The organism is Octadecabacter sp. SW4, assembly GCF_008065155.1.
In the GTDB taxonomy this organism is placed as follows: Bacteria; Pseudomonadota; Alphaproteobacteria; order Rhodobacterales; family Rhodobacteraceae; genus SW4.
This window is the reverse complement of record NZ_CP042819.1, coordinates 2,056,354-2,081,687: the sequence shown is the minus strand read 5'-3', so window position 1 is coordinate 2,081,687 and position 25,334 is coordinate 2,056,354. Positions and strand designations below refer to the sequence as shown.

Here is a 25,334-nt window from a genome sequence, read left to right as displayed (position 1 = left end):
CGTGACCGTTGGGGGAAAAATGGACCAGGACGCAATCAATCGCATCACGTCTGGCACGCATACGGACCCGTTTTCGGTGCTGGGGCTGCACGACGTTGATGGCGTGCTGACCCTGCGCGCCTTTCTACCCGATGTGGAAACCGTCACGGTGCTGGATGCAAGGACCGGGCGCAAGATCACCGATCTGGCCCATATAAGCGGAGGGTTCTGGGAAGGGCGCGCGCCACGCCGCAAGACCCGCTTTGCCTATCGGTTTCGCCTGACCAACGATGGCCACACCTGGGAGCAGGGCGATCCTTATGCATTTGGCCCAATCTTGGGTGAAATGGATGAACATCTGATCAATGAGGGCGCGCATCGCGCGCTTTGGCAGGTCTTGGGTGCCCATGTCATGACCCATGAAGGGGCAGAGGGCACGCATTTCGCCGTATGGGCGCCCAATGCGCGACGCGTGTCGGTGATCGGTGATTTCAACCGCTGGGACGGGCGGCGCAATCCGATGCGTCAGCGCGGTCAGACAGGCGTTTGGGAAATCTTCATGCCCGGCTTGGGCGAGGGGGAGGCCTATAAATACGAACTCCACGATCGTAACGGCGCCCTGTTGCCAGCCAAGGCCGACCCGTTCGGGTTTGGCGCGGAACATCCGCCCAAAACGGCATCGGTTGTCCGCGACATTCGCGAGTTTGACTGGCCTGATGATGCCTGGATGACCAAGCGTGAGGCGGCCCATCGCACCGATCAACCGATTTCGGTTTACGAGGTTCATCTGGGATCGTGGAAAAAGGTGGCCGAGGACGGCAATCGGCCGCTGTCCTACCTTGAATTTGCCACGCAGCTTGTCGATTACGCGCGCGACATGGGGTTTACCCATATCGAACTGATGCCGGTGTCGGAATTTCCCTTTGACGGGTCTTGGGGCTATCAGCCAGTCGGGCTTTATGCGCCGACAATCCGCTTTGGCACGCCAGACGAATTTCGCACCTTTGTCGCGGCCTGTCACATGGCTGACATCGGCCTGATCCTTGACTGGGTGCCGGGGCACTTTCCCGAAGACCCGCACGGGCTGGGTAATTTTGACGGCACGCCCTTGTATGAACACGCCGACCGCAAGGAAGGGTTCCACCCTGATTGGCAGACGCTGGTCTACAACTACGGGCGGCGTGAAGTGTCGAACTATCTCATGGCCAACGCCTTGTATTGGTTCAAGGAACATCACGTCGACGGGCTGCGCGTCGATGCGGTCGCCTCGATGCTATACCGCGATTATTCGCGCAAAGAGGGCGAATGGATCCCCAATGAACACGGCGGGCGCGAGAACCTTGAAGCCATCGCATTCCTGCAACGGGTCAACGAGGTATCTTACGGCGAAGTGCCCGGCATAACGACCATCGCCGAAGAATCCACCGCCTTTCCCGGCGTGACCGGGATGACGTCCGGCGGGGGCCTGGGGTTTGGGTTCAAATGGAACATGGGCTGGATGAACGACACCCTGTCCTACATGGCCGAAGACCCGATCAACCGCAAATACCACCATTCCAAGATGACATTCGGGCTGGTTTACGGCTTTTCGGAAAATTTCATGCTGCCGCTCAGCCATGACGAGGTGGTGCACGGCAAGGGAAGCCTGCTGGATAAAATGCCCGGGCAGGGAGCGGAAAAATTCGCCAATCTGCGCGCCTATTACAGTTTTATGTGGGGGCATCCGGGCAAAAAATTGTTGTTCATGGGCTGTGAATTCGCCCAAGGCGCGGAATGGAACCACAATGCCAGCCTAGATTGGCATCTTCTGGACAACGATCTGCACCGCGGCGTGCAGAATCTGGTGCGTGACCTGAACCATGTTTACCGTGACACGCCCGCCTTGCATCAATTGGACTGCAAGCCGGAAGGTTTTGAATGGGTCGAAGAAAACGCCGCCGAGGAATCCATATTTGCGTGGCTGCGTCGTGGCAAGGACGGCACCGCGCCGGTGCTGGTGGTCTGCAACATGACACCAGTGGAGCGCACCGGCCGCCGTGTTGGCGTGCCGAAAATGGGCCGCTGGACCGAGATATTCAACAGCGATGCAACCACCTATGGCGGGGCCGGGCGCGGCAATATGGGCGGACGCGATGCAGACCTGATCGCGGCGTCGGGGCGGGGGCAATCGCTGTCGCTGACCTTGCCACCGCTCAGCACAATCATGCTGCGCTGGGAGGCGTAGATTTCCGGCGCTTTTGCGCCCACACGGGAGGATCGGATGGAAAACGAAACACAGCGGCTTGCACAGCAGTCAATGGCCTTCGTGCTGGCAGGAGGGCGTGGCAGCCGATTGTATGAATTGACCGATATCCGCGCCAAACCGGCGATGTATTTTGGCGGCAAGACGCGGATCATCGACTTTGCCCTGTCCAACGCCGTCAATTCCGGTATCCGCCGCATTGGCGTGGCCACGCAATACAAGGCCCATTCGCTGATCCGGCACCTGCAACGCGGCTGGAGTTTCTTTCGCGCCGAGCGCAATGAAAGCCTTGATATCCTGCCTGCCTCGCAGCAGATGGATGATGAAAACTGGTATAAGGGCACCGCGGATGCGGTGGCCCAAAACATTGATATCATTCGTGGATATGGTCCGAAATATATCATCATCCTTGCCGGTGATCATATCTACAAGCAGGACTATTCGGTCATGATCAAACACCACGTCGAAAGTGGTGCCAATGTGACTGTGGGTTGCATCGAAGTGCCGCGGATGGACGCCACCGCCTTTGGCGTGATGAAGGTCGATGCCAGCGACAAGATCCTTGAATTTGTCGAAAAACCCAAATACCCGCCCGCCATGCCCGGCAATCCCGAGATGGCGCTGGCCAGCATGGGCATCTATGTTTTTGAAACCGAATATCTGTGCAAATTGCTAGAAAAAGACCGCGATGATCCCAAGTCCAGTCATGACTTTGGCGGCGATATTGTGCCGCAGATCGTCGAAAACGGGCTGGCTGTGGCCCATCCGTTCAGCCGGTCCTGCGTGCGCAGCGGCATTGAAAAGGAACCCTATTGGCGCGATGTCGGCACGGTTGATGCGTTTTGGCAGGCCAATGTGGATCTGACTGATTTCGAACCAAAGCTGGACCTTTACAACAACGACTGGCCGATCTGGACCTATTCGGAACTGACCCCGCCAGCCAAATTCATCCACAATGAAGAGGGGCGGCGCGGCCATGCGGTGTCGTCGATGGTGGCGGGAGGCTGTATCATTTCCGGCTCGTCGCTTGAACGTTGCATGATGTTCACCGGTGTGCGCACCCATTCGTTTTCGCAGCTCGAGGCGGTCGTGGCGATGCCCTACGTTGAAATCGGCCGCAAGGCACGGCTGAAAAATGTGGTGATTGATCGCGGCGTGAAAATCCCCGAGGGGTTGGTCGTGGGCGAGGACGCCAAGGCCGATGCTGACAGGTTTCGCCGCACCGACAGCGGTATCTGCCTGATCACCCAACCAATGATTGATGCACTGGAAAGCTGACGTGAACATCCTTTTTGTCGCCTCCGAATGTGCCCCGTTTGTCAAAACGGGCGGACTGGCCGATGTGATTGGTGCAGTGCCGAAATCGCTGGCACCTTTGGGCGGGGACGTGCGCGTCTTGCTGCCCGCTTATCCTGCCTTGGCAGCGCAAGTTGCTGATGGCAAAGAGGTTTTGACATGTGATGATCTGTTTGGTGGGGCGGCCAGGGTCGTCGCCGTGCAGGCCGAAGGATTGAACCTGTTGTTGTTGGACGCGCCGCATTTGTTTGATCGCGCGGGCAACATCTATCTAGATGGCAGCGGCAAGGACTGGGCCGACAACCACATGCGATTTGGCGCGCTGTCCTGGGTTGGCGCACAGATCGCGGCGGGTGCGCTGAAAGACTGGCAGCCCGATGTGGTCAACGCCCATGACTGGCAGGCGGGGTTGGTGCCAGCCTACTTGCGCGCGCAGGCCAGCCCGACACCGCCGGTGGTCCTGACGGTCCACAATATTGCGTTTCAAGGCGTGTTCGGCGCCGATGCGATCGCGCCACTGCGCCTTGATCCCGCGCTGTTCACGCCGGACGGCTATGAATACTGGGGCAAGGTCAGTTTCCTCAAGGGTGGTTTGGCGATGGCGGACAGGATCACCACGGTCAGCCCGACCTACGCGCGCGAATTGATGCTGCCGGAATTTGGTGCGGGGCTGGAAGGGGTGTTGAACGCGCGCAAGGCCGATCTGACGGGCATCCTGAACGGGATCGACCTGGATGTGTGGAATCCGGGGGATGATACGGCGTTGCCCGTCCCGTATACTGTCAAGACGTTGAAAAAAAAGGCACAAAGCCGGGCCGCCCTTTGCACCCGTTTCGGCATTGACGCAGATGATGACGCCCCGGTGTTTTGCGTGGTCAGCCGTCTGACGGAACAAAAGGGGCTCGACCTGCTGCTGGACTGTTTGCCGGTCCTGACCGGCTCGGGGGCGCGTCTTGCGGTGCTGGGAACGGGTGACAGACGGTTTGAACAGGGGTTCGTTGACGCCGCCCGTCGCAATGCGGGGCAGGTCGGCACGATCATCGGTTATGATGAAGCCCTCTCGCACCTGATGCAGGGCGGGGCCGATGCCATCCTGATCCCCTCACGGTTTGAACCCTGCGGGCTGACGCAGCTTTACGGGCTGCGCTATGGCACGATTCCGGTTGTCGCGCGCACCGGTGGGCTGGCTGACACCGTCATTGACGCAAATCCTGCCGCATTGGTGGCCGGTTGTGCCACGGGTGTGCAGTTTTCGCCTGTGACGGTTGAGGGGCTGACCCAGGCGATCCTGCGCACCTGTGATTTATTTCGTGACCGCGCCACATGGGCAGCCATGAAGCGCCGCGCGATGGCCCACCCGGTGGGTTGGGACCAATCGGCGCGCGATTATATGGCGCTTTATCAGGGGCTTTTATGATCAGCGCAGGCACGCCGCACCGATTGGGTGCGCATCACACAGGGGACGGTGTGAATTTCGCAGTGTTTTCCGAACACGCCAGCCGGATCGAGTTGTGCCTGTTTTCACCCGATGGTGGCACGGAAACAGCGCGCATCGCCCTGCCGGAAAAGACCGGCCCGGTCTGGCACGGCTATGTGGCCGACCTGCCTGTTGGCACGCTTTACGGTTATCGTGCGCATGGCCCCTTTGCGCCCGAACAGGGGCATCGGTTCAACCCGCATAAGCTGCTGCTTGATCCCTATACCCGTGAAATATTTGGTAGCTGGCAGCCTGCGGATGCACTGTTTGGCTATGATCCGGCGCATGTGGACAAGGACCTGTCGCAAAGCAGCCAGGACAGCGCGCCCTTTGTGCCCAAATCGGTGGTGTCTGACCCGGACCTGTTTACGCCCATCGCGCGAAACACGGCGCCCCACAACCCCGGCGATCTGATCTACGAGGCCCATGTCAAAGGGTTGACCAAGGAATGCAAGGCCGTTCCCGCCGATCTGCGTGGCACCTATGAAGGCATCGCCAGCGACGCGATGATCGCCCATTATCACCGGCTTGGGATCAGGTCGGTCGAACTGCTGCCCATCCACGCCTTTGTTGACGAGACGTTCTTGCACGGGCGCGGGCTGACCAACTACTGGGGCTATAATTCGATCGGATTTTTCACGCCCGAACCGCGCTATTTCGGGCCGGACGGCATTCGCGGCTTTCGCGCGATGGTCGCAAAACTGCGCAGCGCTGGAATTTCGGTGATTTTGGACGTGGTTTACAACCACACAGCCGAAGGCGATCAAAACGGGCCGACACTGTGCTTTCGCGGGTTGGACAATCTGTCGTATTATCGGCTGAATGGGGGCCAACCACGCTATTACGCCAATGACGCGGGCACGGGCAATACCCTTGATCTGACGCACCCGTTCGTGCTGCGGATGGTAATGGATAGCCTGCGGTTCTGGGTGGAGTGCATGGGGGTTGACGGCTTTCGCTTTGATCTGGCCACGACCCTGGGGCGCGAAGACTATGGGTTTGATCCGCGCGGCGGGTTCTTTGATGCGCTGATGCAGGATCCGGTGCTGTCACAGGTGCAGTTGATCGCGGAACCCTGGGATATCGGGCCGGGCGGCTATCGTTTGGGCGAATTTCCCTACCGGTTCCGTGAATGGAACGACCGCTATCGCGATACCCTGCGCCGCTATTGGCGCGGTGATGATCACGCCACCCAAGACCTTGCGGCAGGGCTGCTTGGCACGGCTGACAGGTTTGATCGGGCAGGGCGGTCCGCCGCGTCCTCGGTGAATTTCGTGACGTCCCATGATGGATTCACGCTGGCCGATGTGACCCGTTACAACCGCCGCCACAATCAGGCCAACAAGGAAAACAACAAGGACGGGCATAACGCGAACTACAGCGACAATTGCGGCGTGGAAGGGCCAAGCGACACTCCCGCGATCATGGCCAGGCGCGCGCAACGCCAGCGCAATATACTGGCTACGCTGTTCCTGTCCCAAGGCACGCCGATGCTGCTGGCGGGCGACGAGATCGCCAATTCGCAGGGTGGCAACAACAACGCCTATTGTCAGGATAACCCGATCGGCTGGATCAACTGGGCCGGTGGCGATCAGGGGCTTGCGGATTTCGTGGCGAAGCTGTCGACGTTTCGCGCCGCCCATCCCGTGCTGCGCCAGACACGGTTTTTGCATGGGGCAACGCGCACGCAGGACGGTTTACCCGATGTCGTCTGGAGCGATTTCCAAGGTGAGCCGTTGGAATGGCGCGACCCGGGATTGGCCAGTTTTGCCCTTGTCGTGCGCGGCGCAGCCGAGGCACCGGAGGTGGACGATGACCCGGCGCCGGTCTTCATGGTCTTCAACCGTGACGACAGCGCAGCCGGTGCGACATTGCCAAAAGTCGGCGCAGATCAGGAATGGGTCTGTCAAATTGATACAGCCAACCCCGATGCCGCGCTGGGCTGGGCTGTTACAACCGGTTCTATTCAGGTCCAGAGCCAATCGGTTGTCGCCCTCTCGCTGCGCCCAAAAGGAGATTGATATGATCGTGACGACAACCCCGTTCGAGGGCCAGAGACCCGGCACATCCGGCCTGCGCAAAAAGACCCGCGTATTCATGCAGCCGCACTATCTCGCCAATTTCGTGCAGGCGATTTTCAACGGGATCGGCGGTGTCGCGGGCAAGACATTGGTCGTGGGCGGGGACGGGCGTTTTTATAACGTCCCGGCGATCCAGATCATCCTCAAGATGGCGGCTGCGAATGGTGTCGCACGGGTGATTGTCGGGCAAAACGGGCTGCTGTCCACGCCCGCCGCGTCGCATCTGATCCGGCACAATCAAACCGACGGCGGGCTGATCCTGTCGGCCAGTCATAATCCGGGCGGCGAGTCCGAGGATTTCGGCATCAAATACAACGGCGCCAACGGTGGCCCCGCGCCTGAAAACGTCACCGATGCGATCTTTGCGCAGACGAAAATCTTGAGGCAGTATCAGACACTTGACGCAGGCGATGTCGATCTTGGCGCGCTGGGCGATACCGCGCTGGGTGAGATGACCGTCAGCGTGGTCGATCCGGTGAGCGATTACAGCGCGCTGATGGAAACCCTGTTTGATTTCGACGCGATCCGCGCGCTGTTCGCGGGTGGTTTCACGATCTGCATGGACGCGATGCACGCCGTGACCGGCCCCTATGCCACCGCAATCCTTGAAGGGATGTTGGGCGCGCCGAAAGGATCGGTGATCAACGCCACGCCGCTGCCGGATTTCGGCGGTGGCCACCCTGATCCCAACCCGGTGTGGGCGCATGAACTGATGGCACGGATGATGGCAGCGGATGCGCCCGATTTCGGTGCCGCCTCGGACGGGGACGGGGATCGCAACATGATTGTCGGGCGCGGCGCTTATGTGACGCCCTCGGACAGTCTGGCGGTGCTGGCCGCCAATGCGCATCTGGCGCGCGGCTATGCCGGTGGGCTGGCAGGTGTTGCGCGCTCCATGCCGACCAGCGGCGCGGTCGACCGGGTGGCCGAGGCCTTGGGAATTGCGCTGTTTGAAACGCCCACGGGGTGGAAGTTCTTTGGCAATCTGCTCGACTCCGGTCAGGCGACCCTGTGCGGCGAAGAAAGTGCGGGCACCGGATCAAACCATATCCGCGAAAAGGACGGGTTATGGGCGGTGCTGCTTTGGCTGAATATTCTGGCTGTGCGCCAGCAATCCGTGGCCGATATCATGGCCGATCATTGGGCGACATTCGGGCGCAATTTCTATTCGCGTTATGATTACGAGGCCGTGGCCAGTGACGCCGCCAACGCGATGGTCACCCGGTTGCGCGACAACTTGGACAGCCTGACAGGGCAGGTTCACGGCAGTCTGACTGTCACGGGGGCGGATGAATTTTCCTATCTTGATCCGGTCGATGGCTCGCTCAGTTCGGGGCAGGGGCTGCGCCTGTGGTTCGCGGGCGGGTATCGCGCCGTGATCCGCCTGTCAGGCACGGGTACGGAAGGCGCGACCATCCGCATCTATCTGGAACGCAGTGTGGACGGGGCGGGGGGCGAATTTGCCGATACGGCAGCCGCCCTTGCACCATTGGTCGACGCGGTTCTGTCGGTGACGCAACTGGCGGAGATAACCGGGCGCACGGCCCCCGATGTGATCACCTAGGCGCGCAACCACAGGCAGCCATAGGGCGGCAGTGTCACCACCGCGCGATGGATATCGCCGGTCAGCAGATCGGTGCTTTGGCCCGCGTCAATATCCACCACTTGCGGCTGGCTGGTAAAGTTGCACAGGACCGTCACGCCGCGGTCATCGCCTTGACGGGTAAAGGCAAAGACACCCGCCGTGCCGCTGTCGATAATCTGCGTCGGGTTGTGCGCGGCCAGTTGCGGCGTGGCTTTGCGCACCGCCAGAATATGGCGCAGATCGTGGTAAATGCGCGTGTGCGGCACGCCCCGGTCGTCCAGATTGCCGGCCTTGTCCCAATCCATTGCCGGGCGATGCATCCAGCGCCCGTCGTCGGCGCGCGCCGGATCATCCAGATAGCTGTGATCGTTCAATAACCCCAGCTCATCCCCCATATATATCAGGGGGATACCGCCAAATGACGCGATAAGCGCGTGGCCCAGCCTGATCCGTGCGATGGCTATGTCAATCGCGCCTCTATCGCCCGTTTCCAGTGCCGATTCCAGCCCCGCAAGGCTGGCAAATGACCCGTTGGTGCGCCTGTCACCTGTGGCGGGGTTTGATTGGAAATCGGCACCGCGCGCCGGGCTTCCGGTAAAGGTGCCCGCGTAATAATCGGCCAGAAAGTTGCGATGGGCAGGGGCGGACATATGCGGGATATGGGCGGCGTCGTCTTCGGTGATCGCCCAGCCAATATCGTCGTGACAGCGAATATAGGTGGCAAAGCTGGCGCGCCGGAAACTGTCGGGGAAATGGCTGCGCAGCACATGGGTCATCAGCCGTGTGTCACCCGATGCCAGAGCCGACCAATACTGCACCATCAGGCTGTTGTGATAGGCAAGCTGGCTGACGCGTCCCGCATGTCGCCCCGTCCCAAGGTAGGGGACAAGATCGGCGGGGCCGACAATCGCTTCGGCCTTGTGGATGACGGCGGGGGCGGCCACCCGCGTGGCTTGGGTCAGGGCTTGCAGGATGTCGTGGACCTCGGGCAGGTTCTGACAGCCCGTGCCCATGCGTTTCCACATGAAGGCGACGGCATCAAGGCGAAATACCTCCACGCCCTTGTTGGCCAGAAACAGGATCGTATCAAGAATCGCGAGGAAAACCTCGGGGTTTTCCCAGTTCAGATCCCATTGGTATTCATTGAATGTGGTCCAGACCCATTTGCCCATGTCGGGATAGAAGGTGAAGTTACCCGGTGCCTGCGCGGGGAAAATCTCGACCAGCGATTGCTCGTATTGCCTGGGCAGGCGGTCGTCATCGAACATCCGGTAAAACGCCTGATAAAACGGATCACCCGCGCGTGCCTTTTGGGCCCAAGCGTGTTCCTTGGCGGTGTGGTTCAGCACCATGTCGATGCAGGGGCTGATACTGGCGGCACGCAGCGACAGGTTGGCGGATTGGAAGTCGGCCATGCTGCCCAGGGCGGGGTTGATGCGGCGGTAATCCTTGACCGCATAGCCCCCGTCCGATTGCCCGGCCCGCGGCAACAGGCAGGGCATCATATGCGCGTAGGTCACGCCAAGGCCTTGCAGATAAGGGATGTGTGCTGCGAGGTTTTTCAGCCGTCCGGCGAATTTGTCGATGTAAAACACATAGCCGACCATATCTTGGGACAAGAACCAGTCGGGGTTCAGATCGCGGATCAGATCCAGCCGTCTGAGGTCGGCAGGGCGCGCGCGCCAGTGCTTTTGCAGCAGATCACGTGTGCGTTCCATCAGGGTTTCAGGGGCGATCACGCCACCATAAAGCCGTGTCAGCGGGCCAATCAGGTCGCGCTGGCCGCGGTCCCAGCGCAGCGCAAACAGTTCGGAAGCCGTCATTTCGGTGCGGGTTGCTGGTGTGGCCACGTAAGGGTCCTTGCTACACAAATCATCGTTGCAATTCACCTTATACCCTAGGCCAAGGCCGCTGCATTGCCCATGAAAATTAGTGGAAAATCACGGCTATTGCACCGCCAAATTGGTATCGAAACGCGCGACCTAATTATCTTTGAACCTTGTTCAAGGTCGGGAAATCCACTATTTGTGTTGGGCAAGGGGCGCAGTAGCTTGCCCCAAATGATCAAATGACCGGAAAGCGCGGATATGCGGATCAAGATTGCAGGAACAGGGCGGGCCTTGCCGCAAAAGGTCGTTCCCTCCAGCGAATGGGATGCATCTCTGGGGCTGGAACATGGCCATCTTGGCGCGGCGACAGGGGTTGTGACCCGCCACGTCTGCGATGGCGAAAGCCAGATTGATCTGGCCGTTACCGCCTGTCGCGCGGCCCTTGCGGATGCGGGTCTGAGCGCGGGCGATATCGGGCTGGTGATTGGTGCGCAGGCCGTGCCCTATCAACCGATTCCCGCAACGGCCCCGCTTGTGATGCAGCGCCTTGGTTTTGCGGACGGGCAGGCGGCCGGATTCGATGTGAACGCGACCTGCCTGTCATTTGTGACGGCGCTGGAACAGGCGGCGATGGCGGTTGACGGCGGGCGTGTGGCGGCGGCGCTGGTGTTTTCATCCGAGGTTGCCTCGCGCGCGCTGCCCTGGGACAGCCAACCGGAAATCGCAGCGCTTTTTGGCGACGGCGCAGGTGCTGCGGTGATTACGCGCGCAAACAGGGGCGGCATCGCAGCGACCTTGATGCGCACCTTTCCCAGCGGCTTTGATGATTGCGGGATTGGCGCGGGCGGCACACGGATTGATTATCACAACGCACCCGACGATTTCGCGAGCCTTGCGCGGTTCCAGATGGACGGGCGCCGGTTGTTTCGCCTGACGTCCGTGCATTTCTGCAATTTTGTCAATGACCTGCTGGAACGTGCTGGATGGTCCATTGCAGATGTCGATCTGGTGGTGCCGCATCAGGCCAGCCCCTTGGCGCTGGGTCACATGATCCGTCAAACGGGCTTTGCAGCAGACCGTGTGGTCAATGTCGCCGCCGGTGTCGGTAACCAGATTGCCGCCTCGATTCCCTTTGCGCTGGATGTGGCGCGTCGCGATGGGCGGATGGCGGGCAAGGTGTTGTTGCTTGGCACCTCGGCGGGCGTGTCGTTTGGCGGCCTCGCGCTTGAGGTCGCGTAATGGGACGTGTGTTGGTCACAGGGGCGACGGGATTTCTGGGCGGCGCGCTATTGGCACGGCTGGCTGCAACCGGCAGTCCGGCGGTCGGGATCGGGCGCGATGTGGCGCGCATTGCGGCGCTGCGGGATCGCGGGTTTCAAATGGTCGCACATGACATTTCACGGTCCCTTCCTGACGTGCCCGATATCGATGCCGTTGTGCATTGCGCCGCCCTGTCGGCCCCATTCGGGCGGCTGCGCGATTTCGTTGCGGCGAATGTGACCGGCACCGGGAACGTTGCAGATTTCGCGGCGGCGCGTGAAATTGAAAAGGTCGTGCATATCTCCTCGCCCACGGTCGGGTTTGCTTTTGCCGATCAACTGGACCAGCGCGAAGATACGCCTTTGCCGCCCCCCGTGAACCACTATGCCGCGACCAAGGCAGTGGGGGAAACCATCATGCACGCACAGCGTCCAAATGCCGTGATCCTGCGCCCGCGCGGCATATATGGCGCAGGCGATACCGCGCTGTTGCCGCGCCTGTTGCGCGCCGCAAATGCGCGTCCCCTGCCGCTGTTTCGCGGCGGGGCGGCGCGCATTGATCTGACCCATGTGGATGATGTCGTCGCCGCGATTCTCGCTGCCTTGGACGCCCCCGCGGCGCGCGGGCAGATATTGAACATCTCGGGCGGAGAGGTGATTGCCGTGCGCGATATCGTTGATCGGACCTGCGCGCGGGTCAGTGTCACGCCGTGTTGGCGCAAGGCACGTCTTTGGCCGATGATGCAGGCCGCGCGGGTGATCGAAGGCGCGGCAAACCTGCGCACGACCCCGCGCGAACCACTGGTCACGCGGTATGGTCTGGGCCTTTTTGCATATGCGCAAAGCCTTGATATTTCCAAGGCAAAACGTGTTCTGGACTGGCAACCACAGGTGCCATTCGCACAGGGACTGGACCGCACATTTGGGGGTGATGCATGATCACGCCGCAATTCTTCAATTCGGCTTTCGTGCCTGCAAACCGCCGATTTGTGCAGGCCGGTGCGCGCGGTGAAAAGCTGCGCTTGCCGGTGCGCTGGGGGCTGTTTGAACACCCTGCCGCGGGCTGGGTGATGATCGATACGGGCTATACACCCGCCGCCACCCAAAGCGCCGGACGCTCGCTGGGTTTGCGCGCCTATTCGGCCGCTTTGCGCCCGCAGCTTTTGCCCGATGGTCAACCGGACGCGGTTCTGGCACGTCTTGGGCTGGCTGCGGCAGATATCGCGATGGTTATCGTCACGCATTTTCACGCCGATCACGTGTCGGGTCTGCGCGATTTCCCGACTGCTAGGTTTCTGGCTGTAGCGGCGGCAGCGCGCGCCGTGCAGATGCGCGGATACCTTGCCAATATGCGTCAGGGGGTCTTTGGTGAACTCCTCCCGCCGAATTTTGAAGCGCGCATGATGGATACCGCAGGGCTGGCCACTGCTGAACGGGCCGGGGTGCGGGGAGGCGATATTTTTGGCGATGGGTCGGTGCTGGCGATCCCGCTTGCGGGGCATGCAGATGGCCATTTTGGGCTGCTGTTTGCCGATCTGGCGCGCCCGTTTCTTTATGGTGTCGATGCGGCATGGGTGCGTGCGGCAATCTTGCAGGATGCAGCGCCGGGCTATCCTGCGCGGCTGATTTCCCATGATCACGCGGCGGGGCTCGACTCGGCGCAGCGGTTACGTGCATTTGCGGCGGCGGGGGGTGATTTGGGCCTGTGCCATGACCCCGCGCCGATGCCTTATGACGGTGCGGCGCGGTGATGTTGCGCGACGCCATATCGGCCTTTGTGCAAACGCGCTGGGTGTCGCGCCGCCGGTCGCGCGCCGCCTTTGAACGCTGGCAGGCGCGGGCTGCTTCACGCTGGGTCCGCCGGGATCTGCCCAAGGTGAAGTTCTACGCGCAAGCTGCTGATTTTGCGTCCCTTCCGATGATCGACAAGGCCACGGTCATGGCCAATTTTGCAGGTTTCAACATCGCCCGACTTGACGCCAGTCAGGGTTGGGAAATCGTCAAAGGGGCCGCCCCGCCACAGGGTCTGATCGTCGGCGCCAGCACTGGCACGAGCGGCAACCGCGGCTTGTTCGTGATCTCCAAGGCCGAGAGTTTTCGCTGGCTTGGCACGATGCTGGCCAAGGCCATGCCCGATATGGTCTGGCGCAGGCAGCGGGTGGCGATCATCCTGCCGCAAACAACCGCGCTTTATGACAGCGCGCGCCGTTCGGGGCGGATTGATTTGCGGTTTTTCCCGCTGGTTGACGGGCCAGAAACATGGCGCACAGAAATCGAAGGGTTTGCGCCCTCGGTAATTGTCGCGCCGCCGAAAATTCTGCGTCACTGTGCCGAAGCTGGCTTTGCCCTCGCACCGCGTCGCATCTTTTCGGCCGCCGAAACGCTTGATCCGCCCGACAGGCCGGTGATCGAAGCGGCATTCGGACCATTGCGCCAGATCTATATGGCGACCGAAGGATTGCTGGGGGTCAGCTGCGCCCACGGCACCCTGCATTTGGCCGAGGATAGCACAAAATTCGAATTTGAACCGGTCGGTGACGGGCTGGTCAGCCCCGTTATCACGGCCTTTCGCCGCAGGACGCAGATCATGGCGCGTTACCGGATCAATGATCTGTTGCGCCTGTCGGATACGCCCTGTCCCTGCGGATCGCCCCTGCAGGGGGTCGCAGAAATTGTCGGGCGGATGGATGATGTGTTTCGCTTTGACGGCGGGGTAATTGTGACGCCCGATGTGCTGCGCAATGCAGTGCTGGACGCGGACCGCAGGATTGATGATTTCCGGCTGGTGCAGCGGGGCAGGCAGGTGATCTTGACCCTGCACCATGATCTTGATGACGGGGCCGCCGCTGCGGCCTTGATGGCGGTTACCGACCTGTTGCATGTGCGCCGCGCGGAGGCGCAGGTGTCGCTGAAACGCGGAGCCTTGCGCCTTGATCCCAGTCACAAGTTGCGCCGTGTAACCCGCTGCAAAGGAGCTTTGTAATGGAGATGGCAGTCAACCGCGTGGCCAATGATGCGGCCAAGGTCGCATCGCTTGTCGATCTTTTCAATGGTGTGCCAAACCGCGACCTGATCCGCAATCTCGAGGTGTCGATGTCAGCGGTGCAAATCGGCGGTCGCAGCTTTCCTGTCAGCCATAATGATCGTGGGTCCGCAACCTGCTACATCAATTGCCCCAGCACCGCGTATATCGCTTATGCCATTGATGAAACGCGCAATTTCATGTCAGTGCCGCTGCTGCGATCCGCGATGATCGGGCTGATCCGTGCTTGTGCGCCACTGGTGCGCGCCAGCGGTCTGGATCATCAGGTGCAGATCAACAACTGGCTTTATTCGACCAATCCTGTGCCGCTGATCGACAGCACCCTGGCGGCTGAGATGCGTGATCGCATGGTGGCGCAAAACCCGACCCGCGCGGTGGTGATCCGTTCGCTCAATGACATTGCCGATCAGGCCAGCATTGCAGCGTTGCGCGCGGCGGGCTTTATCATGTTGCCTGCCCGACAACTTTATATTTTTCCGGCAGACGGGGGGGCGCGACGGATGCGCAACCACATGAAGACCGACCGCGCCCTGTTGCGCGACACGCCCTTTCATCTGGCCGAGGATGACAGTTTTACCGGGGCCGATTATGCCCGTGCCCAGCAGCTTTATGATATGCTCTATCTTGACAAATATACCCCCCTGAACCCGCAGTATACCGCCCGCTATCTGGCAGAAATGCATGCGCGCCGTATTTTGCAGATGCGGGGGTTGCGTGACGGCGATAACGTGTTGGTCGCTGTGACGGCGCTGTTTGAAAACGGGCGCACGCTGACCCAGCCCATCGTTGGTTATGACACGGGCCTGCCCCTGAAAGCGGGGCTTTACCGGATGGTCATGGCGATGGCGCAGGACCACGCGATGGCGCATGGATTGTTCTTTAATATGAGCGCGGGGGCAGGCGAATTCAAACGCAACCGTGGCGCGGTGCCGGCCATTGAATACAGTGCCGTTTACGCGCGTCATTTGCCGCGCCGCCAACGTGCGGCAATCCGCGCCATGCAGGGCGTGCTGGCGGGCATCGGCATCCCCCTTTTGAGAAGGTTTGAACTATGAGCGATGACTGGCAGGCGGTCGCGCTGTCACGCGAGGTCGACAGGAAACCGGTCAGGGTGATGCTGGATAGCGCGCCGTTGGTGCTGTTTCGCAGCGGCGAGGGGCTGGCCGCGATGACCGATCGTTGCCCGCACCGCCTGGCGGAATTGTCCAAGGGCCGCGTGATCGGGGGCGAGATCGAATGCCCCTATCACGGCTGGCGGTTTGGCGGGGATGGCCAGTGCCGCGCGATCCCCGGACATCTGGGCGACATGCCTCGTTACCGTGTGAAAACCTATCGTGTCACCGAATGCGAAGGCGTCATTTTCGTCAGCGCAGGTGCGCCGGTTGATCCACCCTACACGCACGCGATGGCGGGGCAGAATGTGATCGTGCGCAGGGTGCGCAGTTCCACCCAATCGACCCTGATTGACGTGGCTGAAAACATTTTGGACGCGACCCACACCCACTACACCCACAAGGGGTTGCTGCGCGGGTTGTCGTCAAAGCGGCAAGTGGTTGATGTGGCCGTCCAAGGGGGCGCGGGCTGGGTCGAGGCGATTTATACCGGCGAGGACAAGCAGCAAGGTGCCGTATCGAAACTGCTGGAAGGGCAGCGCGTGAAAACCATCGGCCGCTATCGCCACCCCGGCATTGCCGAACTGGAATATTGGGGGCCAAAGGGGCTGGCATTGGCGACCACCTTTCATTTGCGTCAGGTCGATGCGCGCAGGGTCGAAGGGGTCGGGTTTCTGGTCGGGCCGCGTGGCGGGCTGCTGGATTACCTCAAGACGCTGGCGTTCCGGCCGATGTTCAAACTTGCGCTGGAACAGGACCGCCGTGTGCTGCGGTCGGCCAGCGACAATGCCGCGCTTGCACCTGATGCGCGCGCAGTCGTCGGGCCGGTTGATTTCCTGCGCGATGATATTGCGGCGATCATCGCGGGGCGGCTGCCTGCACCGCCCAGCACCCATCAGATCGCGCTTTGATCGGTATCTTGTGCGGGGCCATTCCATTCGATGTCATGGGTCGTTGCTGCCAAAAGGCTGATCCTGTGGCGCCATGCGATTGCGGCGATTTCGGCAAAGGCACGCCATTGCCCGCGTGATGGGGCAGGGTCACCCGGCCAGGACAGGAAATTATCGGCCGCGCGCAGGTCGTGCCAGAACCGCCCCAAGGCCCGGGGCCGCAGCCCGTACACCCACATCGCCAGCGGCAGGGTCTGCGCGGTGGTGACATCGGCGCTGATCATCTGCCCCTCGAGGGCACGCGACACAGCCCGCCCGTCACGAAAGAAATGGACCCCGCTGGTGGCGCGTGGGTTGCATTCCAACGGCAGGGCGGTGCCATCTTGCCCGCGGATGAAATCGAACGAAATTTGCCCGTGCCAGCCGGTGTGCGTTACATAGGTTTGCACGAAGTGGCGCACCGCCGGATCATCAACGGGGCGCAGATATGTGCCTGCGCCCCGGCCCGCACGGTAGGGCGTTGTATATTGCGCCAACGCCGTCAGCTTGCCATGCACGGCCAGCGCATAGGCGCAGATTTCCTGCCCCGAAACAAAGGCTTGCGCGATCCACGGGGTGGTTGTGTCGGGCATGATCCGATCCAGCGCCTGCGCCTTGGGCCGGATCAGGATCTGCGCGGCAAAGCGCGACCAGACCGGCTTGAAAACGAACTCCCCTGCCAGATTGCGCAGGGGGGCCAGATCATCGCGCGACCGGATCAGATGCGTGTCCGGCACATCCAGCCCCATTGCCGCGGCCTGCATCATGAAGGTGTATTTGTCGTGTGCGTCGCGCAGGCGCGCCATCGGCGGGGCAAACAGCGGACAGGGCATGTCAGCCCATATCTGGCCCAGATAGAACACCTCCTCGCAGGTCGGAATTACCAGATCGACCCTTTCCAGCCCGATCAGATCACGCAGGGCCGCCGCATAGCCTGGCAGGTCAAAGCGCGGCGCGGGCAGTCGCACATAGCGCGCGATGGCGGCACTGCGCGCTGCAAAGGGGTGCGCGAGGCTATCGGCCAGCACCACGCGCTGTCCCGCGTCATGCAGCAGCCGCGCCAGATGCAGGGCCGTGGGCGCGCGCGCGCCGGTGATCAGGACAGTGCGTGTCATCACCCCAGTCTAGGGGCGCGCGACCACTTTGACCTCAAGAAAATCGTGGATACCGTGGGTTCCACCTTCGCGGCCGATGCCTGACATCTTGTATCCACCAAACGGGCTGCCCCAGTTGATGTCAGCCCCGTTGATATGCACCATGCCCGCGCGCAACCGTGCGGCGACCCGCGTGGCGCGCGCGTCGTCTCCGGTCTGCACATAGGCCGACAACCCATAGGGCGTGTCATTTGCGATCGCGATGGCCTCGTCTTCGTCCGCGAAGGGGATCATCGCCAGCACGGGGCCGAACACTTCTTCGCGCGCGATCACCATGTCGTTGCTGACATCGGCAAAGATCGTCGGGCGGGTGTAGTGGCCGATGTTGAACCCTTCGGGCTTGCCCAAACCGCCAACCAGCAGGGTCGCACCATCGTCGATCCCCGCCTGGATCAGCCGCTGCACGCGGTCGTATTGCAACTGGCTGACCTGCGGGCCGATGTGATCGCCGGGCTTGGTCGGCACATCGACCTTTTGTGCCGCGCCGGCTTCCCTGGCGACGGCAACCGCGCGGTCATAGACGCTGCGGTCCACCAACATGCGGGTTGGGGCATCGCAGGATTGTCCGGTATTCTGAAAGCAGGTGGCGACCCCGTCGCGCACAGCAGCATCGATGTCGGCATCGGCGAAAATCAGGTTCGGTGATTTCCCGCCCAGCTCAAGACTGACGCGTTTGATGGTCTCGGCGGCGTCGCGGCTGACAGCCGTGCCGCCGCGCGTCGATCCGGTAAAGGACATCATATCGACATCCCTGTGGCGCGACAGTGCGGCGCCCGCAACGGGGCCTTCACCGTTCACCAGGTTGAAAACGCCTTTTGGCACGCCTGCCTCTTCCAGCACTTCGGCGTAAAGCATCGCGTCAAGTGGCGTCAGCTCGCTTGGTTTCAGCACCATCGTGCAGCCCGCGGCCAAAGCGGGCAGCACCTTGAGGACGATCTGGTTGACCGGCCAGTTCCACGGGGTGATCAGACCGCAAACGCCCACGGCCTCGTGCAGCAACGTGTCGCCATTGGGGCTGACCTCGGCAAAGTCCATGCGTTTCAGCGCGTCCAGCACGCCGTCCAGATGGCCGATCCCGACATCCGCCTGCGATCCATGCGCCAGATCACGGGGCGCGCCCATTTCGGCGCTGATCAGATCGCCAAATTCGCCAATCCTGCGTTTGTAGACGGCGCGGATCGATTCCAGCAGGGCGATGCGGTCATCCTTGGAACTGCGCGAGAAATCGTCAAAGGCAGCGCGCGCGGCGGCAACCGCGCGGTCCACGTCTGCCTCACTGCCCAGGGAAATCATCGCCAACACGTCCAGGGTCGCGGGATTTTCCACCGGAAAATCGTTGGGCGCAATGGGGTCGACCCATGCCCCATTGATGTAAAACTGGCGTTTGTCTTGGATGGTCATGATGGCCTCCTTAGAACCTGTCGCGTAAACTATACCACAGCATCGCGGCCACCAGCAGGGGCGCGCGCAGGGCTACGCCCCCGGGGAACCGCCTTGTCGGGACATCGGCCATCAGATCAAACCGTTCGGCCTGTCCCTGCATAGCCAGCGCCGCCAGTTTCCCGCCCAGAGTCGCCATTGCAACGCCGTGGCCGCTATAGCCGCTCGCGCTCAGGATATTGCCATGAAGACGGGCGAAGTGCGGCATCCGGTTCATGGTGATCCCAAGGGTGCCGCCCCATGCATAATCAATTCTGACATCGCGCAGTTGCGGGTAAATTTGCGTCATCGGCCTGCGCACCAAGGCGGCGATGTCGGGTGGGAATTTGTAGCCATAGCTTTCGGTGCCGCCAAACAGCATCCGGCGATCCTCGGACAGGCGGAAATAGTTGATCACGAACTTGCTGTCGGCGACGGCGAGGTTGTCGCGGATCAACCCGCGCGCAGTGTCTTCGTCCAACGGTTCGGTCGCGACGATGAAGTTGTTGATCGGCATGACCCGGGCGGCGACCTGTTCGTCCAGACCGCCCAGATAACCGTTGCAGGCCAGCAGGACGTGATCGGCGGAAATGACAGCATTGGCGGTCGTGACCTTGGCAGGCGCGCCCTGCGTGACGCCGGTTACCTTGGTGTTTTCGTAAATCCGCACGCCCGCAGCGGCGCAGGCCCGCGCCAGACCAATCACATAGCGCATGGGGTGCAAATGCCCGCCGCCCATATCCAGTGCGCCGCCGTGATAGGCGGGCGAACCGACCAGCGCGCGCAGTTCTTCGCGCTCCAGCTTGCGGATCTGATCATAGCCGTATTCGGTGTTGAGCTTGTCCACATAGGCATGGGTATGGGGAACATAGCGGGCACGATGATCGGCCCCGATGATACCGGGGGTCCAGCCGCAGTCCATCTTATGCGTATCAATCAGATTACGGACCAGCGCGACCGCCTCTAGCGACAGGTCCCACAGCGCGCGGGCGTGGTCCTTGCCGACCATGTCTTCCAGTTCGTCCTGACCCAACCGCTGGCCCATGCCAACCTGCCCGCCATTGCGCCCCGAGGCGCCAAAGCCGACACGGTGCGCGTCCAGCAGGGCCACGTCATATCCCGCCTGCGCCAGATGCAGCGCCGCCGACAACCCCGTGAACCCTGCGCCAACGATGCAGACATCGGCGCGCAATGCACCCTTGGCCCCGTCAAAGGCGGGCAGGGGTGTCGCGGTCGCTGCGTAATACGATGCCGGATAGTCCCCCTGCCTGTCGTTGGCGGTCAGGATATCAATCGCCATTCAGGCCGCCACATTCATGCCATTGGCCTTGATTTCGGCGTAGGTCTTGTCAAGCGCGATCACCGCGCGCGCAATCAGGGTATCAACCTCGTCGCGGGTGATGACCAGCGGTGGGGAAATGATCATCCGGTCGCCCACATGGCGCATGACCAGCCCGCCGTCAAAGCAATGCTCGCGGCAGATATAGCCAACGGTGCCGGTGTCGGACGCATAGGGCGCGCGGCTTGCCTTGTCCGGCGTGAGGGCAATTGATCCCATCATGCCGACGATACGCGCCTCGCCCACCATCGGGTGATCGGCCAGCGCCTCCCATTTGGATTTCAGGTAGGGGCCGATGTCGTCGCGCACGCGGTCGATGATCTTTTCTTCGTCCAGGATGCGCAGGTTTTCAAGCGCGACAGCCGCGGCGACCGGATGACCGCTATAGGTATACCCGTGGTTGAAATCGCCGACATTGGCGATGGCATTGGCGATATGATCGGCGACAAGCGAGCCACCAATCGGCTGATAGCCAGACGACAGGCCCTTGGCGATGGTCATGATATCAGGGCGGATACCCATCGTTTCGACACCAAACCAGTTGCCTGTGCGTCCAAAGCCGCAAATCACCTCGTCGGCAATCAAAAGGATGTCGTGAGCATCGCAGATGCGCTGGATTTCGGGCCAATAGGTTTCTGGTGGCACGATCACCCCGCCCGCGCCCTGCACGGGTTCGGCAATGAAGGCAGCGACGTTGTCTTCGCCCAGATCGTGAATGGCCTGTTCCAATTGGCGGGCGCGTTCCAACCCAAAGTCGTCGGGGGATTGATTGCCGCCCTCGGCATACCAGTTGGGCTGGTCGATGTGATGGATACCGGACACGATCCCGCCCTGCGCGTGCATCCCCGACATCCCGCCCAGGCTGGACGCACCAAGGGTCGAGCCGTGATAGCCGTTGTGGCGCGCGATAATCGTCTGCTTGCTGGGCTTGCCCATCACCTGCCAGTAATGGCGCACAAGACGAATGTTGGTGTCGTTGGCTTCGGACCCGGAATTGGCAAAAAAGACGTTGTTGATATGGGCGGGGGCCAGTTCGGCCAGTTTCGTGGCAAGGGCAATCGCGGGCACATGGGTCGTCTGAAAGAACGTGTTGTAATAGGGCAGTTCGCGCATCTGGCGGGCGGCGGCCTCGGCCAGTTCATCACGACCATAGCCGATGTTGACACACCAAAGGCCCGCCATCGCGTCCAGCATCTTGTTGCCGTCTGAATCTGTCAGGGTGACGCCGCTGGCCTGGGTGATGACGCGCGCGCCCTTTTTCGCCAGTTCGCCATTATCCGTGAAAGGGTGCATGTGGTGGGCCGCGTCCAGCGCCTGAAGTTCGGCAGTGGGCATGTGGTTGGTGATCATGTTCATGGCAATCCCTTTCTGATGTGTCGGCGCGCGGTGATTTGATCAAGACCGGCAAGGTGCCGTGATCCGGTCACATCACACGGGTTCCGCATTTTGGAGCGATGATATGGCTTGGCCGGGTGCTGTCAACGTAATTTGATCAAATTATTCCGGCGACAGGTCCGCGCGGATATGTGCGTGGCCCTGGGCAATGTCTGCGGCGATGGCCGCAGCGACGGCAGCCGCGTCACCCGCACGCATCGCCCGCAAGGCCTCGTCATGCATATCGGGCAGATTCTGGGTACCGATTCGCCCGCAGACCACCCGCAGCGACGGGCCAACACGCAACCAAAGCGCTGCCGCCATGCCCGCCAGTATCTGCGCATCCGCTGCGTCATAAAGCTCGCTGTGAAAGGCGTGATTGTGCTCCAGATAGCCACGGATATCACCCTGCTGTATGGCGTTGTTGAGGGCGTCGTCAATCGTTGCCAGCCGCTCAATTTGCGCCGCGTCGATCCGCGCTGTGGCCAAGGATGCCAGATGTGGTTCGATCTGCGTGCGCGCGAATGACAGTTGTTCCAACTGCCGCAAATCAAGCACAGGCACGGCAATGCGCCTGTTTCCCTTGGCTTCCAACGCGCCCTCGGCGGTCAGGCGGCGGATCGCCTCGCGTACGGGTGTGATGCCGGTGCCAAGGCTGGCAACAAGGCCTTGAATGGTCACCGGTTGGCCCGGCGCAAGTTCGCCAAACAGCACCATGTCACGCAGGGCGCGGTAGGTCAGTTCATGGGCGGGCGGGTTCGCCGTAGTTGTTTGGGATTGGTCTTTCATCAGCGTGCTGAAATCCTGTGCATGTCTGTCCGCCTTGGGGGTGCGTGTAGCCCGCGCCCAAACAACGATATTGCATTATGTTGCCAAATTTGATCACATTTGCAAAGCGAAAGGGCAAAGGCCCCTCGGAATCACAACGGGAGAACCATAATGAATAAGTATATGCTGTCGATCGCGGCCATTGCAGTCCTCGCAGCCGGTGCGCTTAGCGCGCAGGAAGTGCGGGTCTACAACTGGTCCGATTATATCGACGAGGACCTGCTGACCAAGTTCGAGGAAGAGACCGGCATCGATCTGATCTATGACGTGTTTGATTCCAACGAAGTGCTTGAAACCAAGATGCTTGCGGGCGGGTCCGGCTATGATGTGGTTGTGCCGTCGGGCACATTCCTGCAACGTCAGATCACCGCGGGGGCGTTCCAACCGCTTGATTTTGAACAGCTTCCGAATGCCGGCAACCTGTGGGATGTCATTCAGGCCCGCACCGACCAGTATGACCCCGGCAACCTTTATGCCATCAACTACATGTGGGGCACGACCGGCATTGGTGTGAACGTCGGCAAGGTGACTGAAGTCTTGGGCGAAGACGCGCCGATGGATTCGCTGGCGCTGATCTTTGATCCGGCCAATATGGAAAAGCTGGCCGGGTGCGGCGTGCATTTCCTTGATGCGCCGGTTGAAATGATCCCCGCTGCGCTGGCTTACATCGGCGAAGATCCCGACAGTCAGGATCCTGATGTGATCGCGCTGGCCGAGCCGGTGCTGGCGGCTGTGCAGCCCTATGTGACCAAGTTCCACAGCTCGGAATACATCAACGCGCTGGCCAATGGTGATATCTGCGTGGCATTCGGCTGGTCCGGTGACATCCTGCAGGCCCGTGACCGCGCCGCCGAAGCCGAAAACGGTGTCGACATCGCCTATAACGCCCCAACCGAAGGCGCGCTGATGTGGTTCGACATGATGGCGATCCCCGCAGATGCACCAAACCCCGAAGGTGCGCACAAGTTCCTGAACTTCATCATGGATGCGCAGAACATGGCGGCGGCGTCGAACTATGTCTACTACGCCAACGGCAACCTTGCCTCGCAGGAGTTTCTGGTCGAGGACGTGATTGACGACACCGCAATCTATCCTGACGCGGCAACGCTGGAAAACCTTTATACGACGCGCCCCTATGATGCGCGCGTGCAGCGTGTGGTCACACGGATGTGGACACGTATCAAGTCTGGCACCTAAGCTGACAGCCCGGACCAAACGCTGGTCCGGGCACTTTAAGGATAGGCTGCCACCATGCCCATGAATGAAAAAGACGTCTTTGCCCCTTGGGAAGATGCAAGCGCCAAGCCCCTGATACGGTTTGAAAATGTGACGAAACGCTTTGGTGATTTCGTGGCGATCGATGATCTGACGCTGGACATCTACCCGCAAGAGTTCTTTGCGCTTCTTGGCCCCTCGGGTTGCGGCAAGACGACGATGATGCGGATGTTGGCGGGCTTTGAAAACGCCACGACCGGCAAGATCAGCATTGATGGTGTGGACGTGGGCAAGCTGCCCCCCAACAAGCGCGCCGTGAACATGATGTTCCAGTCCTATGCGCTGTTCCCGCATCTGTCGGTCTATGACAACATCGCCTTTGGCCTGAAACGCGACAAGATGCCAAAGGACAAGATTGCCGCCCGGGTCGAGGAAATGCTGCGCCTCACGCGGCTTGAAAAACTGGCGCGGCGCAAGCCGCATCAGGTCTCGGGCGGGCAACGCCAGCGGATCGCGCTGGCACGGTCACTGGCCAAGGCGCCCAAGCTGCTGTTGCTGGACGAACCCCTTGGCGCGCTGGATAAAAAGCTGCGTCAGGACACGCAGTTCGAACTGATGGACATTCAGGAAAAGACCGGCACAACCTTCGTGATTGTCACCCACGACCAGGAAGAAGCAATGACCGTTGCATCGCGCATTGCCGTAATGGACGAAGGCCGGATCGTGCAGATCGAAACGCCTGACCGTATTTATGAAAATCCCAATTCTGTTTATGTCGCTGATTTCATTGGTGACGTGAACATCATCGAAGGCAATATCAGTCCGCAGGACGGCGATGTGCATCACATTCACTGGGCCGAAGGGCAGGCGCCCATCATCGGCCACGCCGATCAGCGCATTCCGGACGGCACGCGCGGGTTCTATGCGATCCGTCCGGAAAAGGTGGCGATTTCGGCTGAACGCCCGGCGGACCGCGCCAATGCGATGCAGGGCAAGGTGCTGGACATTGCCTATCTTGGCAACGTGTCCACCTATCACGTCGCATTGCCGACCGGAAATATCGTCAAGGCACAGGCAACCAACTCGCGCCGTATTTCGCGCCGTGACATCACCTGGGAAGATACCGTTTGGCTGTCGTGGACCGACACCGCCGGCATCATCCTGACGCAATAG

19 protein-coding genes are annotated in these 25,334 nt (G+C 61.0%); 13 read left to right on the top strand and 6 right to left on the bottom strand.

The window, feature by feature from the left end:
* Positions 1-19 precede the first annotated feature (19 nt).
* Genes glgB through FTO60_RS10225 form a run of 5 tightly spaced genes read left to right on the top strand, consistent with a single transcriptional unit; the run spans position 20 to position 8,639 of the window.
* Positions 20-2,203, top strand: coding sequence for a 1,4-alpha-glucan branching protein GlgB (gene glgB / locus FTO60_RS10245; protein ID WP_148055870.1), 2,184 nt, complete (start codon positions 20-22; stop codon positions 2,201-2,203).
* Between the two features lie 36 nt (positions 2,204-2,239).
* A complete protein-coding gene (glgC, locus tag FTO60_RS10240; protein WP_148055869.1) occupies positions 2,240-3,499 on the top strand; it encodes a glucose-1-phosphate adenylyltransferase in 1,260 nt (419 codons plus the stop codon).
* Position 3,500: 1 nt separating this feature from the next.
* Positions 3,501-4,934 carry a glycogen synthase GlgA gene (gene glgA / locus FTO60_RS10235; protein WP_148057118.1) on the top strand — a complete coding sequence of 478 codons (1,434 nt, stop codon included), beginning with the start codon at positions 3,501-3,503 and terminating at the stop codon, positions 4,932-4,934.
* Positions 4,931-7,015: a glycogen debranching protein GlgX gene (gene glgX, locus FTO60_RS10230; protein WP_148055868.1), complete on the top strand. Its 2,085-nt coding sequence runs from the start codon at positions 4,931-4,933 to the stop codon at positions 7,013-7,015. The genes glgA and glgX overlap by 4 nt, the downstream gene beginning before the upstream one ends.
* Before the next feature lies 1 nt (position 7,016).
* Entirely contained in the window at positions 7,017-8,639 is a 1,623-nt protein-coding gene (locus tag FTO60_RS10225; protein WP_148055867.1) for an alpha-D-glucose phosphate-specific phosphoglucomutase, read from the top strand.
* Here FTO60_RS10225 and FTO60_RS10220 read toward each other — a convergent pair.
* Positions 8,636-10,510 (bottom strand): alpha-amylase family glycosyl hydrolase, encoded by a 1,875-nt coding sequence (locus FTO60_RS10220; protein ID WP_148055866.1) that lies wholly within the window; start codon positions 10,508-10,510, stop codon positions 8,636-8,638. The genes FTO60_RS10225 and FTO60_RS10220 overlap by 4 nt on opposite strands.
* 237 nt (positions 10,511-10,747) lie before the next feature.
* Between FTO60_RS10220 and FTO60_RS10215 the strand changes: the two genes are divergently transcribed.
* The 6 genes from FTO60_RS10215 to FTO60_RS10190 are packed head-to-tail and all read left to right on the top strand — an operon-like array spanning position 10,748 to position 16,814.
* On the top strand, positions 10,748-11,728 hold the full coding sequence (locus tag FTO60_RS10215) for a 3-oxoacyl-[acyl-carrier-protein] synthase III C-terminal domain-containing protein (RefSeq protein WP_148055865.1): 981 nt from the start codon (positions 10,748-10,750) through the stop codon (positions 11,726-11,728).
* Positions 11,728-12,687: an NAD(P)-dependent oxidoreductase gene (locus tag FTO60_RS10210; RefSeq protein WP_148055864.1), complete on the top strand. Its 960-nt coding sequence runs from the start codon at positions 11,728-11,730 to the stop codon at positions 12,685-12,687. Before FTO60_RS10215 ends, FTO60_RS10210 begins: the two co-directional genes overlap by 1 nt.
* Complete coding sequence (locus tag FTO60_RS10205) at positions 12,684-13,499, top strand: MBL fold metallo-hydrolase (protein ID WP_197738493.1); 816 nt, start codon at positions 12,684-12,686, stop codon at positions 13,497-13,499. The genes FTO60_RS10210 and FTO60_RS10205 overlap by 4 nt, the downstream gene beginning before the upstream one ends.
* Complete coding sequence (locus FTO60_RS10200; protein WP_148055863.1) at positions 13,499-14,731, top strand: CoF synthetase; 1,233 nt, start codon at positions 13,499-13,501, stop codon at positions 14,729-14,731. Before FTO60_RS10205 ends, FTO60_RS10200 begins: the two co-directional genes overlap by 1 nt.
* A complete protein-coding gene (locus FTO60_RS10195) occupies positions 14,731-15,846 on the top strand; it encodes a GNAT family N-acetyltransferase (RefSeq protein WP_148055862.1) in 1,116 nt (371 codons plus the stop codon). The genes FTO60_RS10200 and FTO60_RS10195 overlap by 1 nt, the downstream gene beginning before the upstream one ends.
* Positions 15,843-16,814, top strand: a complete 972-nt coding sequence (locus FTO60_RS10190) for a Rieske (2Fe-2S) protein (RefSeq protein WP_148055861.1) — start codon at positions 15,843-15,845, stop codon at positions 16,812-16,814. Before FTO60_RS10195 ends, FTO60_RS10190 begins: the two co-directional genes overlap by 4 nt.
* On the opposite strand, the gene FTO60_RS10185 is transcribed toward FTO60_RS10190, so the two are convergent.
* From FTO60_RS10185 to FTO60_RS10165, 5 genes are all read right to left on the bottom strand, one after another.
* On the bottom strand, positions 16,799-17,947 hold the full coding sequence (locus FTO60_RS10185; protein WP_148055860.1) for a hypothetical protein: 1,149 nt from the start codon (positions 17,945-17,947) through the stop codon (positions 16,799-16,801). The two genes, FTO60_RS10190 and FTO60_RS10185, sit on opposite strands and share 16 nt — an antisense overlap.
* 9 nt (positions 17,948-17,956) lie before the next feature.
* A complete protein-coding gene (locus FTO60_RS10180; RefSeq protein WP_197738492.1) occupies positions 17,957-19,387 on the bottom strand; it encodes an aldehyde dehydrogenase family protein in 1,431 nt (476 codons plus the stop codon).
* 10 nt (positions 19,388-19,397) lie between these two features.
* Positions 19,398-20,705, bottom strand: coding sequence for an FAD-binding oxidoreductase (locus FTO60_RS10175; protein ID WP_197738491.1), 1,308 nt, complete (start codon positions 20,703-20,705; stop codon positions 19,398-19,400).
* Positions 20,706-22,100 carry an aspartate aminotransferase family protein gene (locus tag FTO60_RS10170; RefSeq protein WP_148055859.1) on the bottom strand — a complete coding sequence of 465 codons (1,395 nt, stop codon included), beginning with the start codon at positions 22,098-22,100 and terminating at the stop codon, positions 20,706-20,708. It lies immediately after the preceding gene.
* A 141-nt stretch (positions 22,101-22,241) separates the two neighbouring features.
* On the bottom strand, positions 22,242-22,907 hold the full coding sequence (locus FTO60_RS10165) for a GntR family transcriptional regulator (protein ID WP_148055858.1): 666 nt from the start codon (positions 22,905-22,907) through the stop codon (positions 22,242-22,244).
* 150 nt (positions 22,908-23,057) lie between these two features.
* Here FTO60_RS10165 and FTO60_RS10160 point away from each other — a divergent pair, with 150 nt between their 5' ends.
* Both FTO60_RS10160 and FTO60_RS10155 read left to right on the top strand, forming a co-directional pair.
* The gene (locus FTO60_RS10160) at positions 23,058-24,143 is read left to right on the top strand and encodes a polyamine ABC transporter substrate-binding protein (RefSeq protein WP_148055857.1); all 1,086 of its coding nucleotides are present in this window, start codon (positions 23,058-23,060) and stop codon (positions 24,141-24,143) included.
* A gap of 54 nt (positions 24,144-24,197) precedes the next feature.
* Positions 24,198-25,334 (top strand): ABC transporter ATP-binding protein, encoded by a 1,137-nt coding sequence (locus FTO60_RS10155; RefSeq protein WP_148055856.1) that lies wholly within the window; start codon positions 24,198-24,200, stop codon positions 25,332-25,334.

What these genes read in the sequence shown, in the direction of transcription:
- FTO60_RS10225 (WP_148055867.1), top strand. Translation starts at nt 7,017, where the DNA reads ATGATCGTGACGACAACCCCGTTCGAGGGCCAGAGACCCGGCACATCC.
- FTO60_RS10205 (WP_197738493.1), top strand. Translation starts at nt 12,684, where the DNA reads ATGATCACGCCGCAATTCTTCAATTCGGCTTTCGTGCCTGCAAACCGC.
- FTO60_RS10180 (WP_197738492.1), bottom strand. Translation starts at nt 19,387, where the DNA reads ATGACCATCCAAGACAAACGCCAGTTTTACATCAATGGGGCATGGGTC.
- FTO60_RS10175 (WP_197738491.1), bottom strand. Translation starts at nt 20,705, where the DNA reads ATGGCGATTGATATCCTGACCGCCAACGACAGGCAGGGGGACTATCCG.
- FTO60_RS10165 (WP_148055858.1), bottom strand. Translation starts at nt 22,907, where the DNA reads ATGAAAGACCAATCCCAAACAACTACGGCGAACCCGCCCGCCCATGAA.
- FTO60_RS10200 (WP_148055863.1), top strand. Translation starts at nt 13,499, where the DNA reads ATGTTGCGCGACGCCATATCGGCCTTTGTGCAAACGCGCTGGGTGTCG.
- FTO60_RS10185 (WP_148055860.1), bottom strand. Translation starts at nt 17,947, where the DNA reads ATGACACGCACTGTCCTGATCACCGGCGCGCGCGCGCCCACGGCCCTG.
- FTO60_RS10160 (WP_148055857.1), top strand. Translation starts at nt 23,058, where the DNA reads ATGAATAAGTATATGCTGTCGATCGCGGCCATTGCAGTCCTCGCAGCC.
- glgX (WP_148055868.1), top strand. Translation starts at nt 4,931, where the DNA reads ATGATCAGCGCAGGCACGCCGCACCGATTGGGTGCGCATCACACAGGG.
- FTO60_RS10170 (WP_148055859.1), bottom strand. Translation starts at nt 22,100, where the DNA reads ATGAACATGATCACCAACCACATGCCCACTGCCGAACTTCAGGCGCTG.
- FTO60_RS10215 (WP_148055865.1), top strand. Translation starts at nt 10,748, where the DNA reads ATGCGGATCAAGATTGCAGGAACAGGGCGGGCCTTGCCGCAAAAGGTC.
- glgB (WP_148055870.1), top strand. Translation starts at nt 20, where the DNA reads ATGGACCAGGACGCAATCAATCGCATCACGTCTGGCACGCATACGGAC.
- FTO60_RS10190 (WP_148055861.1), top strand. Translation starts at nt 15,843, where the DNA reads ATGAGCGATGACTGGCAGGCGGTCGCGCTGTCACGCGAGGTCGACAGG.
- FTO60_RS10155 (WP_148055856.1), top strand. Translation starts at nt 24,198, where the DNA reads ATGCCCATGAATGAAAAAGACGTCTTTGCCCCTTGGGAAGATGCAAGC.
- FTO60_RS10210 (WP_148055864.1), top strand. Translation starts at nt 11,728, where the DNA reads ATGGGACGTGTGTTGGTCACAGGGGCGACGGGATTTCTGGGCGGCGCG.
- glgC (WP_148055869.1), top strand. Translation starts at nt 2,240, where the DNA reads ATGGAAAACGAAACACAGCGGCTTGCACAGCAGTCAATGGCCTTCGTG.
- FTO60_RS10195 (WP_148055862.1), top strand. Translation starts at nt 14,731, where the DNA reads ATGGAGATGGCAGTCAACCGCGTGGCCAATGATGCGGCCAAGGTCGCA.